We start from the raw sequence: 13,256 nt of genomic DNA, 5'->3' as shown, positions 1-13,256 counted from the left end.
CCCTCCTCTGCGTATGTTCCAGATTCGTCGCAGGTGAGGGCGTCGAGGAACAGTGAAGGGACAGGGGGGACACCGGCGCGGTATCGATCTACGCTCGGTGGATGGGCGAACACGTGGGGCGGCGGATCGCGTCGGAGCGCAAGATCGCGGGGTTGGGGCAGCGGCAGTTGGCGGTGCGGGCCAGCTATTCGTTGTCGATGGTGAAGGCGGTGGAGCAGGGGCGTGAGGTCGCTTCGCCGGGGTTCGTGTCCGCGGTGGCTCGCGCGCTGCACATCACGCCGGAGCAGCTCACCGGAGCGCCGTACAACGACGGCAAGCCGCTGTCGGATGCGGTGAACGGGCTGTCGGTGTTGCTGGCCGAGGGCAGGTTCGTGCGTGCCGGCGAGCCGGGGACTCTGGCTCGACTGGAGTCGGATCTGACTGCGGCACAGCAGCTCTACCGCGGTGATCGGACTCGGCAGACCATCGAGGCGTTGCCCGATCTGATTCGCCGGTTACACGGCGCGATCCGGGAACTGTCCGGAGATGAGCAGGCACGGGCGTACACGCTGCTGACGTCGGCCTACCTGCTCGCGGAATGGTCGGTGCGCCGCACGGGCCATATGACGCTGGCACTTCCGGCACTGGAATTGGCAGACGTCTATGCGGCATCCGCCGACGATCCGACCTTCGCGCCGTTGTCGAGGCTGGCGCGGGCCCGTGTCCTCACGCACTACGGTGAATCCGATGTGGCTGCGCGGCTGATCGATTCGGCTGTCGAAGCGGGTGACAGCTCCCGTGCGGGAGCCGTTCTCGCCGGATATTCCCACCTGGCCGGTGCGGTCAACGAGGCCCGATCGCTGAACTACAGCGGCGCGATGGCACACATCGGCTCCGCGCGGGAACTCGCGGCGCGCACCGGTGAAACCGATCTGTATATGACGGCGTTCGGGCCGCTGAATGTCGAAATCCACGCGCACGCAATCGAACTGGAATCCGGCGATCCGCACAGAGCGGCACTCGAGGGTGCGCAGCTGACGCACTCGCCCGATGCGCCACCGACCCGCATCGCGCATCACTGGCAGGACAATGCGCGGGCGTGGTTGATGTCGGGTAAGCCGGATCGGGCGTTGGCGGCGTTGAATAAAGCGCGTGCTGCTGCGCCGCAGCAGACGCGGTTGCATCCGTCGGTGCGGGAGACGCTGTATGGGATCGCGGCTGCGCAGCGGCGGCAGTCCGAGGGACTGCTGGGATTCGCTTCGTGGATCGGGGCGGGGATCTAGGAGACGCAACTCGAACTTCGACCCGAGGAGGCAGTGACCGGAGACAGGCTGGTCGTATCGATCTACGCTCGGTGGATGGGCGAACACGTGGGGCGGCGGATCGCGTCGGAGCGCAAGATCGCGGGGTTGGGGCAGCGGCAGTTGGCGGTTCGGGCCAGCTATTCGTTGTCGATGGTGAAGGCGGTGGAGCAGGGGCGCGAGGTCGCTTCGCCGGGGTTCGTCGCGGCAGTGTCGAAGGCGCTGGGTGTCGATCCGGATCGCTTGCAGGGCACGCCTTATCTGGACACCCTCGAGGAGGATGGTCCACTGGAGGGGCTGCCCGAGTTGCGCGCTGTGCTCGCCGAGGGGGCGTATGTGCGCGCACTCGAACCGCCGACTCTCGCGGAGTTGCGTGCGGAGCTGGCGTCGATCGAGGGCGCACTGCACAACGACCGGACGCGGCGCGCTCTTGCCCTGTTGCCCGATCTCATTCGCCGATTGCACGGGGCTGCCGAAGAAGCCCGCGATGAGGCCGAACGAGCGCAGGCCTACGACATGCTGTGCGCGGCCTACATCGCCGCGGAGGGAGCCTGCTGCCGCCTCGGGTACTCATCGCTGACTGCTCTGGTGCTCGATCGGCTCGACACCGTCGCCGCGCGTTCGAACGATCCCGGTTATGCGGTGCGCAGCCTCATGAAGCGCTCACGATTGCTCATGACGCACGGATCGACCGATGTGGCAATGTCTTTGGTCGAGCGTGGGCTGTTGCTGGTACCGGGGTCCAGCGAAGGTGAGCGGGTGCTGCGGGGATATGGGCATCTGCGGGCCGCGATCGTTGCGGCTCGAGGGCGTCGGCTGGAACTCGCCCGGGATCACATCACGGCAGCGCGAGATATCGCCCGCCCGATGACCGCCGAGAGCTCGCTGTACACCACCGACTTCGGTCCGGGAAACGTCGAAATACATTCCTGTGCCGTCGAATTGGAGGCGGGCGATCCAGGAAAGGCCGCCCGTGACGGCGCCGAACTGCCCATCCCCGCCGACCTCGCCGCCCCGCGCGCGGGATATCACTGGCAGGACAATGCGCGGGCGTGGTTGATGTCGGGTAAGCCGGATCGGGCGTTGGCGGCGTTGAACAAGGCGCGCGCTGCTGCGCCGCAGCAGACGCGGTTGCATCCGTCGGTGCGGGAGACGGTGTATGGGATCGCGGAGGTGCAGCGGCGGCAGTCGGAGGGGCTTTTGGGGTTCGCGGCGTGGTTGGGGGCCGGACTGTAGGAGCGCGGAAGGCGCGGCGTTCGATCGGATCGTGAGCGTCTGCCGATCGGTCCTGTTCCGGTCCGGCGGTTTCAGGCGGTCGCCTCGAATGCACGCGCCACCGCCAGGCTGTCCTCGTAGACGTGGTGGCGGGTGATCAGGCCGTCGGCGATGGTGAGATGGAGAGCGAAGCGAGCCCGGTAGGGGATACCGGTCGGGCGTGCGGTCTGCCGAATTTCGCCCAGCACCACGGCATTCGGACCGTCCACGAGGATCTGATCGACGACGGTTCCGACCTCCTCCGGCACGTGATGGTCGGTGATCGTGCGGTAGTGGTCGGCGGCATCGGCGGGTGCCGGGCGGTGCCGAATCCATGGTGTGGCGGTGCGCCCGTGCTCGGATTCCGGCCAGTTGAGTTTCCACTCGCAGTCCGGCGCATACAGCTCGGCGATCGCATCCGGATCGCCGGAGCCGATGCGGGACAGCAGTTCCTCGACGGTGCGCCGGGCGGTGGTCGTTTCGTCGCTCATGGACGACAACACTGCCCGCGCGGGTGCGGCGAGTCGATTACCTCGTGGGTAATGCGAGCGGGCACGAGTGCCGGATCTGTTCGACCGCGCGCCGCCCCGAGTGGAGAGACATTCGGGCTCAGTACTCGTCGCGTTTTCGGGGCCAGTTGTCGAAATTGTCGCCGCGGCCGTTCGGGGCGCGGTCGAGTAGTTGCCAAGTGGCATTGAGGGCGTCGGTGCCGCGGTCGTAGGTCGAATAGGTGTGATAGACCTGCCCGTCGGCCAAGGCGAAACTGCTCAGCGCCATCAGTTCCATGACCTCGAGCATGTCGCCGGGCGGGCGTTTCACGCTCGGCGTACGCATGAGCTCGTAGAAATCGTCGTTGAAACCGTTGTCGCCCATCGAAACCCATTCGATGTCCCAGCCGAAGCGGCGCTTGTACTCGTCGAGTGTGGACAGCGGTGAGCGCGAGGCCAGGATGAAAGTGACGTCGCGATGGGCCAGATGCGGCACCGCGCCGACCAGATTGTCGGTTTCGAAGGTGCAGCCGGGGCAGCCCTCGGGTGTCTTCGGGCCGTGCATGAAGTGACGGATGATCAGCTGGGAACGACCGTCGAACAGTTCGGCGAGGGTTTTGACGCCCGCCTCGGTGTCGAAGCAGTATTCCTTGGTGACCGGCACCCAGGGCAGGGCCTGGCGTTCGCGCGCGAGTTCGTCACTGCGCCGGGTCAGTTCCTTCTCCTGGGTGCGCAGATCCTCGTACGCTCGTCGCCACTGTTCTCGGGTACCGACTTCATGTGCGGGCATGGCACGTCCTTTCGCGATCGGCCGCTACGTGAGTTGGGACGGTGCGCCCGGACGGAAATCATCGGCCGACGACTGTTGTGCCCTCCACCTGGTACGGAACGTGATCGGCGTCGGATGAGCGGAGGGTCGATGCCGTCCGCTCATCCGTTTCGGAGTATGTCGCGGGGATCCGCTCGCGAGTGAACGTGTCGGTGGTGGATGCGAAAATGGAGTCGTTGCGGACAGCACTCAGGGGGGTACGAATGGACGAGCCGGGGGATCGGCGTCCCAAGGGACTCGGCAAGCGCGCATGGCTGACCACCAAGTTCGTGCGGCGCATTCTGCGCACGATGGCGTGGTCGAATATCGTCCACGTGACCGTGATCGGGCGGGAACTGGTGCCCAGGAGCGGTCCGGTGATCGTGGCGAGTAATCACATCTCGATGCTGGACGCCGTCTTCCTGTGGGGTGCGCTGCGGCGCCGGGCCATCGCCCTCGCGATGGCGGAGCTCTGGTCGTGGCCCGTGGTGGGGTGGCTGGTCCGGCGGCTCGGACATATTCCGGTGGTGCGGCGCGACAGCGCGTCCGGGCAGTCGGCGATGGCGCAGGCCGAGCAGATCTTGCGCCACGACGGGGTGCTGATCATCTATCCCGAGGGGCGGCTGGTCGCGGCGGGCGAGCATGAGGCGTACAAACCCGGTGTCGCGAAACTCGCTCTGGCGACCGGGGTTCCGATCATTCCCGTGGGGACCACGGGAACCGATCGGGTGCTGCCCATGAAACGTCATCGGGGTGACGGACCGGCCTTCGATCGGCGCCAGCGGGTGACCATCCACTTCGGAGCGCCCGTCGACCCCGCCGGATTCGACGATGCGGACAAGTTGCTGGATCACCTGCGGCAACGCATCGAGGAACTGCGGGAATGAGCGGTCGCCCAGGCCCGGCCACCAGGGAAGTTCAGCACCGCCCGTATGGTCGGGCCGTGCGCACACCTGCTCCGACGCGAATGGAACGGCCGTGAGCTCGCAGTATGTCTGGTACGCGGCCTATGGCTCCAATCTGTTCGAACGCCGGTTCGCCTACTACCTCGAGGGCGGGAATCCGCCGGGCACACCCCGGGTCTATCCCGGTTTCCGCGATCGCACCCCGCCACCGGGCAATCGGCCGCTGACTCTGCCCGGGTGTATCTATTTCGCCTGGGAGAGTCCGGTCTGGACCGGCGGGGTGGCGTTCTACGCGCATCGGCCGCCGGCGTCGTGGCCGATCGGCGCCGCCGCCAGGGGATATCTGCTGACCGTCGAGCAGTTCCGCGATCTGATGGCTCAGGAGATGCACCGCCAACCGGGGGAGGTGGACGAGTTCGATCCGGCGGAGGTCGTTCGCCATGGGGTCCTGCGCCTGGGGGATGGGCACTACGAAACCCTCTGGCATGTGGACGATCTCGACGGCTGTCCGGTGCTGACCTTCAGCTCGCCCTGGGAGCCGGAGGCGGTCCGGCCGAATCGGCCGTCCGCTCGCTATCTGAGCATGCTGGCCGCCGGACTGGCCGAGTCGCACAATTGGGCGACGGAGGAGATCGTGGGCTATCTGTCGGGAAGACCTGGTGTGCTTGGCAATTGGAGTGCGGAGGAGCTGCGTGCCGTGGTGGGCACGCAGCGCTGAAGGCCGCTTCCGTGCTCATGCCGCGTTCAGGCGATCGAGCAGCCAGGGGCGCAGGGACGGGCCGTATTCGTCGGAGTCGAGGGCGAAATCCACTGCGGCGCGCAGATATCCGCCCGGGTTGCCGATGTCGTGACGAGTGCCGCGATGGACGACGACGTGCACCGGATGTCCCTCGGCGATGAGCAGATCCACGGCATCGGTGAGCTGGAGTTCACCGCCGGCGCCCGGTTCGATCCGCCGCAGCGCATCGAATATGGCCCGGTCCAGCAGGTAGCGGCCGGCGGCGGCCAGCCTCGACGGCGCGGCGTCCACCGTGGGTTTCTCCACCATGGCCGCGACCCGCAGCACGTCGGGATCCGGATGAGGGGTCGGGGTCACATCGAAGATTCCGTAGGAGCTCACCTCGTGCTCGGCTACCTCGATCGCACACAGGACACTGCCGCCCCGGCGCTGGCGCACCCGTGCCATCGTGTCCAGTACCCCGTGCGGGCGCACCAGATCATCGGGCAGCAGGACGGCCACGGCGTTCTCGTCCGCGGTCAGCGCGGGTTCCGCCTGGAGCACCGCGTGCCCGAGGCCCAGCGGCTGTCGCTGGACCACGGTGCCGACCTCGAGTAGTTTCGGCGCATTGCGCACCTTGTCGAGCTGCGCGAACTTGCCGCGCTGGGCCAGCGCGTTCTCCAATGCCGGGTCGTCCGCGAAATATGATGCCAGTCCGGGCTTTCCGGGTGAGGTCACCAGGATCATGCGATCCGCGCCGGCCTGTGCCGCTTCCTCGGCGACCAGTTCGATACCGGGAGTGTCGAGGACCGGCAGCAGTTCCTTCGGCACGGTTTTGGTGGCCGGCAGGAAACGGGTTCCCAGCCCGGCCGCCGGCACCACGGCGGTGCGGAACTGGCGCGGGATATCCAGGGCGGCTCGTGCCATGTCGGTGCTCCTTCGTCGTCGGATGTCGTGGCGTGTCCGGCCCGACGAAACCGACGGTAGGGAGGCGATATCGGCGCAGCGTTGGCGCGACCTGCGAATTTCATGGGAATGCGCGGCGCCGTGACGCCGGCCACGCGGACGATCAATTCCCGCCGCGCCGTGTCCGGCCGGCTCGAGAGCGCAGAATGGCGGCCGCTGTGCCCGCGACCACCGGATCGGCGTCGCCGGACAAGGCGCCGAGTTGTGCCGTCGTACCCGGAATTTCCGCGAGCGCCTGGGTGAGGCGCAGCCGCGCCGCCGGATCGGTGCCGGTATCGAGTTCGTGTCGCAGGTTCCCGATGATGTCCGCGCCCGGAGCCGGGTCCCGGGCCAGCAGCCCCAGCAGTTCGGCGGCTTCCACATCGGATCGCCCGTCGACGACCATCGCCAGCAGCGCGGGGACGGCATCGAACACCTGCCGGGCACCCAATGCCAGCGCCGCACGGTCCCGCACGATGACATCGCTGTCGCCGAGGGCCTCGATGAGCAGCGCCGTCGCCTCGGCCGTCGGGACCTCGGCGATGGCGACCGCCGCCCGGTGGCGACGATCGGCGTCCGCGGAATCCAGGCCCGCTGCCAGCTTCGTCAGCGCGGCATCGCCTGCCCGGGCCAGTGCCCAGCGCAGGGCGCCGGCGACATTGAGATCCTCTTCGGCCAATGCCGCCTCGACCAGCGCGTCGACCGGTGGTGCCGCACCCCCGTGCTGCGCCAGTGCGGCCCGCTGGCGGTGATCACCCAGATCCGATTCGAGCGCCCGCAGCAGTGTGACGACGTTCAGCACATCGTCCCATTGCTCGGGTGCGGCCGATTCGACCTGCTCGAGTTTCGCGAGCAGTTCCGTTTCCGCCGCGATGCGTGCCCGGGTGTGCTGGACGAGATCCCCGACCAGGGCACTGGGCGCGAAATCGGCTTCGTCCAGTGCCCGTTTGGTGTCGCCGAGTGAAAGTCCCAGTGTCCGAAGGCTTTCGACATGGAAGAGACGACGGATGTCATCGGTGGAGTACTCGCGGTAACCGCCGGTGGTGCGGCCCGTCGGCCGCACCAGGCCGAGCCGGTCGTAATGGCGCAGCATGCGGGTGCTGACACCGGAACGGCGCGAGACCTCACCGATCAACATCGCATCGTCTCCTCTGGTTCGTGCCCGTCCGCGGGTCGCCGTCAGCTGTCCGTGCCGGTGGCGGCGACGCGTTTGGCGAATTCGAGCGACAGCGTGAAGCCGCTCTCGGGGTCCGAGATCAACCGCCCGGTCGCCTCGGCATGGGCTCTGATGTGCGGATCGGCGGAGGCCGCCGCGGTAGCGAGTACCGGCTCCACGGGCTCGCCCAGCCCCGCCAGCGCCCGGCTCAGGCTGCGCTGCACCGAATGTGAACCCCGGCCGAACTCCTTCGCCAGTTCTGTCGCCAGAACGGACTCCGAGCCCGGTGGTACCAGCACCGCACCGGCCCGCCAGGCGCTGAGTGCGACCTCCTCGTCGGCGTCGTGCAGCAGCGCCGCGACCCGCGGCCACGCACTGCTGTCCCCGATCTTGGACAGGGTGTGCAGTGCCTGACTACGAGCCTGTGCGATATCGGAATCCAGCTCGCCCAGCAGCATCGGCAGGGTGATCTCGGCGGGCAGCCGGCACAGGGCCCAGGTGAGCATGTCCCGGACGAAGAAATCGGGCTCGACCGCGCAACGGTCGACGAGAATCTCCGCGAGCCGCGCATCCTTCTGGGTTCCGGCGGCGAGGGCCGCCCGCAGCCGAACCGACGACTCCGATGCGGTCAAGGCCGCGACGAGGCGAGCATCCGGCTCGCCGTAACCGGTGGTGAACACTGGTAACCACCTCCTTCGCCGACCATTGGAAACCTTGTCACAATGTCAGGGTCAAGTCCGGCAACACCCGGTGGCGGCCGAGGTCGACGCGGCTGTGCGGGCTACGGCTGTGCCGGTGGGATGGTGCCCTGGGTGGCGTGCAGGGCGATCCGGGCCGCGGCGACGGCGGGGTGGTCGCGGGTGCCGGCGCGATAGGCGATGCGGGTGCGGCGGCGAATCGGGAGGACGGTCAGCTCGACCGCGGTCGCGTGGTTCTCGGATTCCGGGGGAATGGCCAGTTCCGGGATGAAGGCGACGCCCTGGCCCGCGTCCACCAGCGCGAGCACGGTGCCGAAATCGTCGGAGTGGTGCCGGATGCGAGGGATGAAACCGGCGGCCTCGCAGGCGCGCACGGTCATCGTGTGGCACAGGGTTCCGGGAGTCGCGGCGATCCACGGCGAATCATGGTGGGCGGCCAAGGGTTCCGCCGAGCACGCGGCCAGATACACCGGCTCCTCGAGGAACGGCTCGGTGTGCAGGCCGGGTTCGGTCGGCAGCGGCACGTAATCGTATTCCTGGATCAATGCGATATCGAGGATTCCGGCACGCAGCGCGGCCGGGACATCCGCCGGATCCAGTTCCGTGACATGCAGTGCCAGCCGTGGATGCGCGCGGCTCAACCGCACCAGCGCGTCGGGGAGAATGTGCTGGACGGCGGTGGGGAATGCGCCGATGTGCAGGGCGCCGCCGAGCTGTGCCGGAGCCGTGGCCAATTCGGCCTCGGCCTGCTCGAGTATCGCGAGTACGGCCTCGGTGTGTTCGACCAGGCGCCGGGCCGCGGGAGTGAGATCGACTCCGCGCCCGGAGCGTTTCAGCAGTGCCACCCCAGCCTCGCGTTCGAGCACGCTCAACTGCTGCGATACCGCCGACGGGGTGTAGGCCACGGCCTCTGCCACGGCCACGATCGTGCCCCGATGAAACAGTTCTCGCAGCAACCGCAGCCGTCGAACATCGAGCATCGGCTCAGCTTATTCCTGTGGATGAATGGGTAAATCGGATCTGATGAGATACGTGCATTCGTTCATCCGGCGGCGCATTCGGCGACGGCCGCAACGGTGAGGTCGATGAGGTACCGATCGGCTACGGCTGTCGTGCACGGGGTGCGGCTGTAGTTACCGTGGCCCCAGCCGGTGTAGGTCAGCAGGGTGGCGTGCGGGGTGAGAGCCGTCACGTGGGTTGCCCATTCGTGCGGGGTCGCCGGATCGTGCAGGGAGTTCATCACCAGGATCGGCGGGCCCTGCCGGATGTCGGGGCGGTGCTGTGGATTGCGTACCTCGATCGGCCACCCCGAGCACAGAGTTCCGGCGCCCCAGGCGAAGTGGGCTCGTAGCACCGGTGACGCGGCGTTCTGTTCGTGCCACAACCGTAGCCAATCCTGTTGATCGGCGATATCGAAGCGCCAGTCGGAGCACATCGCCACCGCCGGCATCGGGCTCGGCTGCCCCGAGCGCCGAATGGGTTGCACCGGTTCGGGATCGTGATTCGGTTGCGCGGTCATGGTTTTCAGATCCATTGCCAGGCGGGACCATTCGGGGGCGTAGAGCCGCTGGGTGACCGCGCGGCTCAGTGCGAGCACATCCATCGGTCCATTCGGATCCCACAGTTCGCCACGGCCGGCCCGCGCGACCAGATCGGCGTGGACACGGCGCACATCCTGACCGTGCAGTACGCACTGCTCGTCCCGATCGCACCATGAGGCGAATTCGTCGAAGGCGTCCTCGCCCGCGCGCGCTTCGGAGGCGAGGAAGGCTCGTCCGTCCAGGCTGTGATCGTCGACGCTGTCGAGCAGCGCGGCGCGCAACCGTTGCGGGAACAATTCCGCATAGGCCTGGGCGGGCATCGTCCCGTAGGACCGGCTGTAGAGGGTGATCCGATCGGCGCCGAGCGCCGCGCGCACCGCGTCGACATCGCGCGCGACGCTGATCTGATCGATGTGATCGATCAGCGGACCGGTGAACTCCCGGCAGCTGTTCGCGAGTTCCTTCGCGTAGGCATGCGCATCCTCGATCCGGCCACCGTTGTCCGGCACCATGTTCGGCTGGTGCGCGGCCAGCCCGCTGTCGCAGCGAATCTCGTGGCTGCGTCCGACGCCGCGCGGATCGAGGCTGACGATGTCGAAGCGCGACCGCAGCTCCGGCGAGAATTTTCCGCCGCGCAGTATCTCGTCCACACCGGATGTCCCCGGCCCGCCGGGCAGCGATATCAAGGTTCCGGCCCGGTGGGCGGGGTCGTCGGCGCGATCACGGATCACGGCGACATCGATGGTCGCGCCCGCCGGGTGCGACCAGTCGATCGGCACGGTGACCGTCGCACAATCGAATTCGGCGTTCTCCCGGCAGCTGTGCCAGGCGGGTTCCGGTGGCGGACTCGCCGTCGACACACACGCGGACAAGCCGATCGTCAGTGCTGCCGCGGAGAGCACACAGAATAAATCGCGAACCGGATGCATATCTCGACCCTCGCCGCGGAAACCGCTGCGCCACATCCCGCTACGGGCCGATTCCGCCCTCACTCCGGGGTACTGGAGTACGGATTCCGGCCAACTTTTCGCGCCGCACCGCCGAGTGCCGGTGAGCATAAGTTGTACTTATGTCTATGGATAGATATGTGAACTGGACCTGAATCGAGGGCTGAATCAGGCTGTCGGGTATGACTTTCAGCGGCCTCTTCGTCCCATTGATCACGCCCTTCACCGACCGCGACGAACCCGCCTACGACGTGCTCGCGCGGCTGGCAGCCGAGGCCCTGGACGCGGGTGCGAGCGGCATCGTGGCACTGGGCACCACCGCCGAACCCGCCACCCTCACCCCGGCGGAGCGGCGGTCGGTGGTCCAGGTGTGCGCCGAGGTGTGCCTGGATCGCGGCGCACCGCTCATCGTGGGAACCGGCGGCAATTCGACCGCGGATTCCGAACGGGAGCTGGCCGCACTGGATCCGCGGGCTGCCGGTGCCCTGACAGTGGTGCCGTATTACACCAAGCCCTCACCGGCCGGGGTGATCGAACATTTCCGCCGACTGGCCTCGATCAGCCCGGTTCCGCTGGTGATCTACAACGTTCCGCATCGCACCGGCCGGCCGCTCGACGCGCCGACGCTGTGCAGCCTGGCCGAGCTGCCGAATGTGGCCGGGTTCAAGCATGCGGTGGGCGCGGTGGACGAGACCACGGTGGCATTTCTGGCCGCCGCCGCGCAACGCACCGCCGTGTTGTCCGGCGATGATCTGTTCACCGCGCCGCTCCTGGCACTCGGTGCGCGGGGAGCCGTTCCGACCTGTGCGAATGTGGCGACCGAAGCCTGTGTGACATTGGTCGCTGCCTGGCGTGACGGACGGATCGATGTGGCCCGGCGTTGCGGGGACGCGCTCGTCGAGCCGGCGCGTGCCCTGTTCGCGGAGCCCAATCCGGTCGTGGTCAAAGCTGTATTGGCCGCGCAGGGGCGAATTCCGAGCGCAACCGTACGGCTGCCGTTGCTACCGGCCGGCCACGACGCAACGGTCGCGGCGCTGGCCGCATTCGAGTCGATATCCGGCGATGCCCGGATGGATGCCTTCGCTCTGGGGTGAGCTCAGCGGTCCGAACCGGGATCACCGTCACGATGCTGGCGGGAGATCCGCCAGAGGAATTCGGGATCGTCGTCCGGGCCCAGGGCCCGGCGACGGTTGTCGTGGGTCCGGCCGCTGCCGATTCGGGGCATGCTCCCCGGTCCGAACGCTTTCCAGCACAGCACCGCGACAGCCACGACCGCGATGAGTGCCAACAGGTACGCCACGTCGCTCACCTCCTGACATCGAGGGTAATCCCGTGTGCGTACCTGCGGCACGGTGACCGTGAGATTCGGTGCTGTGTCAGGTGGGACACCGCACCCGGGTCGGGCCGGCAAGCGGTCGCTGACCGGCCCTGTTCCCTCAGGGGCGGGTGGCCTCTGTGGTCAGCGACCTGAGCAAATTCATGACCTCGGACTCACGGAAGCGGCGATGGCCTCCCGGCGTGCGCAGCGAGCCCAGTCGCCCGGCGTGAGCCCACCGGGTGACCGTTTTCGGATCGACGTGGAACAGCGCCGCCACCTGGCCTGGGGTCAGGAGGGCCTCCTGGCCGTTGACGGAACCCAACGTGCGGCTCGCCGCGGTGATCGCAGTCATTCGCAAACCTTTCCGTAATCGACAGATCCCTCATCAGATAGCGACATAGTTACATTCGGACCCCTGGGTACTCGAACGATCTAACGTTGGTAAAGGGGAAGTAATAGACAAAACGGATATACGTTCGATTGGAAGTAATCGGGGCAGCGAACCGGGAGCGACCCATGTTCGGCAGAGGAGTGCCGGAGGGCAGCGGCTCGTCGGCCGGATCAGGTGCGGGTGTCCCGCAACCACACGCGGCCGGTGGATGACCATCGCGTGGCGGCGTGCGGGCCGGATCGGGTGCGCTGTCTCGCCGGCACAGCTGGGCAGGTCGGAATGGGTATTCCGGCGTCGCCTACCCTGGTCTTGTGAGTGAAGCATCCCGACCCGACGACGCCGCGAGCGATCGGGCCCCGGCCTCGGCGGGGCGGCGGCTCGCAGGCAACCTGGCGCTCTACACCCTGGCGCGATTGGGACTGGTCGCGCTGATCGCGGTGATCATCCTGGTGGTGGCGAATCTGGTGCATGTGGACATCCCGCTGATCGTGGCGCTGTTGTTCGCGCTCGTGGTCGCGATGCCGCTGTCGCTGGTGTTGTTCAAGAAGTTGCGTACCCGGGTGAACGAGGGCATCGCCGCCGTCGACGAGAAGCGCCGCAACGACAAGGCGAACCTGCGCGCGAGGATGCGGGGCGAGGAGGGCCGGTGAGCGACAATCGCGTAGTGGCTCGTCGGCCCGATCGGGTGCGGGTGTCCCGCAGAGCACAGGAGGGCCGGTGAGCGACAATCGCGTAGTGGCTCGTCGGCCCGATCGGGTGCGGGTGTCCCGCAGAGCACAGGAGGGCCGGTGAGCGACAATCGCGTAG

At 67.5% G+C, this 13,256-nt stretch carries 15 protein-coding genes; 6 read left to right on the top strand and 9 right to left on the bottom strand.

The window, feature by feature from the left end; all coding sequences use genetic code 11:
* Positions 1 to 101 precede the first annotated feature (101 nt).
* Positions 102 to 1,262 (top strand): helix-turn-helix transcriptional regulator, encoded by a 1,161-nt coding sequence (locus AB0L57_RS26545; protein WP_364967470.1) that lies wholly within the window; start codon positions 102 to 104, stop codon positions 1,260 to 1,262.
* Between the two features lie 75 nt (positions 1,263 to 1,337).
* Positions 1,338 to 2,516 (top strand): helix-turn-helix transcriptional regulator, encoded by a 1,179-nt coding sequence (locus AB0L57_RS26540; RefSeq protein ID WP_364967467.1) that lies wholly within the window; start codon positions 1,338 to 1,340, stop codon positions 2,514 to 2,516.
* A gap of 71 nt (positions 2,517 to 2,587) precedes the next feature.
* On the opposite strand, the gene AB0L57_RS26535 is transcribed toward AB0L57_RS26540, so the two are convergent.
* Positions 2,588 to 3,025 carry a nuclear transport factor 2 family protein gene (locus AB0L57_RS26535; protein WP_364967464.1) on the bottom strand — a complete coding sequence of 146 codons (438 nt, stop codon included), beginning with the start codon at positions 3,023 to 3,025 and terminating at the stop codon, positions 2,588 to 2,590.
* A gap of 118 nt (positions 3,026 to 3,143) precedes the next feature.
* Positions 3,144 to 3,812 (bottom strand): DUF899 domain-containing protein, encoded by a 669-nt coding sequence (locus tag AB0L57_RS26530; protein ID WP_364967462.1) that lies wholly within the window; start codon positions 3,810 to 3,812, stop codon positions 3,144 to 3,146.
* 242 nt (positions 3,813 to 4,054) lie between these two features.
* Between AB0L57_RS26530 and AB0L57_RS26525 the strand changes: the two genes are divergently transcribed.
* Positions 4,055 to 4,717, top strand: a complete 663-nt coding sequence (locus tag AB0L57_RS26525; protein ID WP_364967459.1) for a lysophospholipid acyltransferase family protein — start codon at positions 4,055 to 4,057, stop codon at positions 4,715 to 4,717.
* A 91-nt stretch (positions 4,718 to 4,808) separates the two neighbouring features.
* A complete protein-coding gene (locus tag AB0L57_RS26520) occupies positions 4,809 to 5,453 on the top strand; it encodes a histone deacetylase (RefSeq protein WP_364967456.1) in 645 nt (214 codons plus the stop codon).
* A 15-nt stretch (positions 5,454 to 5,468) separates the two neighbouring features.
* Here AB0L57_RS26520 and AB0L57_RS26515 read toward each other — a convergent pair whose 3' ends face one another.
* The 5 genes from AB0L57_RS26515 to AB0L57_RS26495 form a co-directional block, all read right to left on the bottom strand.
* On the bottom strand, positions 5,469 to 6,380 hold the full coding sequence (locus AB0L57_RS26515; protein WP_364967454.1) for a UTP--glucose-1-phosphate uridylyltransferase: 912 nt from the start codon (positions 6,378 to 6,380) through the stop codon (positions 5,469 to 5,471).
* A 142-nt stretch (positions 6,381 to 6,522) separates the two neighbouring features.
* Complete coding sequence (locus tag AB0L57_RS26510; protein ID WP_364967452.1) at positions 6,523 to 7,536, bottom strand: MerR family transcriptional regulator; 1,014 nt, start codon at positions 7,534 to 7,536, stop codon at positions 6,523 to 6,525.
* 41 nt (positions 7,537 to 7,577) lie between these two features.
* Positions 7,578 to 8,234 (bottom strand): HEAT repeat domain-containing protein, encoded by a 657-nt coding sequence (locus tag AB0L57_RS26505; protein ID WP_364967449.1) that lies wholly within the window; start codon positions 8,232 to 8,234, stop codon positions 7,578 to 7,580.
* A 101-nt stretch (positions 8,235 to 8,335) separates the two neighbouring features.
* Positions 8,336 to 9,232: a LysR substrate-binding domain-containing protein gene (locus tag AB0L57_RS26500; RefSeq protein WP_364967446.1), complete on the bottom strand. Its 897-nt coding sequence runs from the start codon at positions 9,230 to 9,232 to the stop codon at positions 8,336 to 8,338.
* A 62-nt stretch (positions 9,233 to 9,294) separates the two neighbouring features.
* Positions 9,295 to 10,695, bottom strand: a complete 1,401-nt coding sequence (locus tag AB0L57_RS26495) for an alpha/beta fold hydrolase (protein ID WP_364967443.1) — start codon at positions 10,693 to 10,695, stop codon at positions 9,295 to 9,297.
* Between the two features lie 227 nt (positions 10,696 to 10,922).
* Here AB0L57_RS26495 and dapA point away from each other — a divergent pair, with 227 nt between their 5' ends.
* Positions 10,923 to 11,834 carry a 4-hydroxy-tetrahydrodipicolinate synthase gene (gene dapA, locus AB0L57_RS26490; RefSeq protein WP_364967440.1) on the top strand — a complete coding sequence of 304 codons (912 nt, stop codon included), beginning with the start codon at positions 10,923 to 10,925 and terminating at the stop codon, positions 11,832 to 11,834.
* A gap of 2 nt (positions 11,835 to 11,836) precedes the next feature.
* Here the strand turns inward: dapA and AB0L57_RS26485 are convergent, their stop codons facing one another.
* Entirely contained in the window at positions 11,837 to 12,040 is a 204-nt protein-coding gene (locus tag AB0L57_RS26485; protein ID WP_364967437.1) for a hypothetical protein, read from the bottom strand.
* Between the two features lie 136 nt (positions 12,041 to 12,176).
* Positions 12,177 to 12,410, bottom strand: a complete 234-nt coding sequence (locus tag AB0L57_RS26480) for a BldC family transcriptional regulator (RefSeq protein WP_364967434.1) — start codon at positions 12,408 to 12,410, stop codon at positions 12,177 to 12,179.
* 350 nt (positions 12,411 to 12,760) lie between these two features.
* Here AB0L57_RS26480 and AB0L57_RS26475 point away from each other — a divergent pair, with 350 nt between their 5' ends.
* Entirely contained in the window at positions 12,761 to 13,099 is a 339-nt protein-coding gene (locus tag AB0L57_RS26475) for a DUF4229 domain-containing protein (protein ID WP_364967432.1), read from the top strand.
* Positions 13,100 to 13,256 lie beyond the last annotated feature (157 nt).

The sequence above is a fragment of the Nocardia sp. NPDC052254 genome, assembly GCF_040679495.1.
Lineage (GTDB): Bacteria > Actinomycetota > Actinomycetes > Mycobacteriales > Mycobacteriaceae > Nocardia.
The sequence above is the reverse complement of the archived record's forward strand: the minus strand, read 5'-3'. Positions and strand labels throughout refer to the sequence as shown.

Coding starts and splice junctions, on each gene's coding strand:
- AB0L57_RS26545 (WP_364967470.1), top strand. CDS start 102: ATGGGCGAACACGTGGGGCGGCGGATCGCGTCGGAGCGCAAGATCGCG.
- AB0L57_RS26540 (WP_364967467.1), top strand. CDS start 1,338: ATGGGCGAACACGTGGGGCGGCGGATCGCGTCGGAGCGCAAGATCGCG.
- AB0L57_RS26535 (WP_364967464.1), bottom strand. CDS start 3,025: ATGAGCGACGAAACGACCACCGCCCGGCGCACCGTCGAGGAACTGCTG.
- AB0L57_RS26530 (WP_364967462.1), bottom strand. CDS start 3,812: ATGCCCGCACATGAAGTCGGTACCCGAGAACAGTGGCGACGAGCGTAC.
- AB0L57_RS26525 (WP_364967459.1), top strand. CDS start 4,055: ATGGACGAGCCGGGGGATCGGCGTCCCAAGGGACTCGGCAAGCGCGCA.
- AB0L57_RS26515 (WP_364967454.1), bottom strand. CDS start 6,380: ATGGCACGAGCCGCCCTGGATATCCCGCGCCAGTTCCGCACCGCCGTG.
- AB0L57_RS26510 (WP_364967452.1), bottom strand. CDS start 7,536: ATGTTGATCGGTGAGGTCTCGCGCCGTTCCGGTGTCAGCACCCGCATG.
- AB0L57_RS26500 (WP_364967446.1), bottom strand. CDS start 9,232: ATGCTCGATGTTCGACGGCTGCGGTTGCTGCGAGAACTGTTTCATCGG.
- dapA (WP_364967440.1), top strand. CDS start 10,923: ATGACTTTCAGCGGCCTCTTCGTCCCATTGATCACGCCCTTCACCGAC.
- AB0L57_RS26480 (WP_364967434.1), bottom strand. CDS start 12,410: ATGACTGCGATCACCGCGGCGAGCCGCACGTTGGGTTCCGTCAACGGC.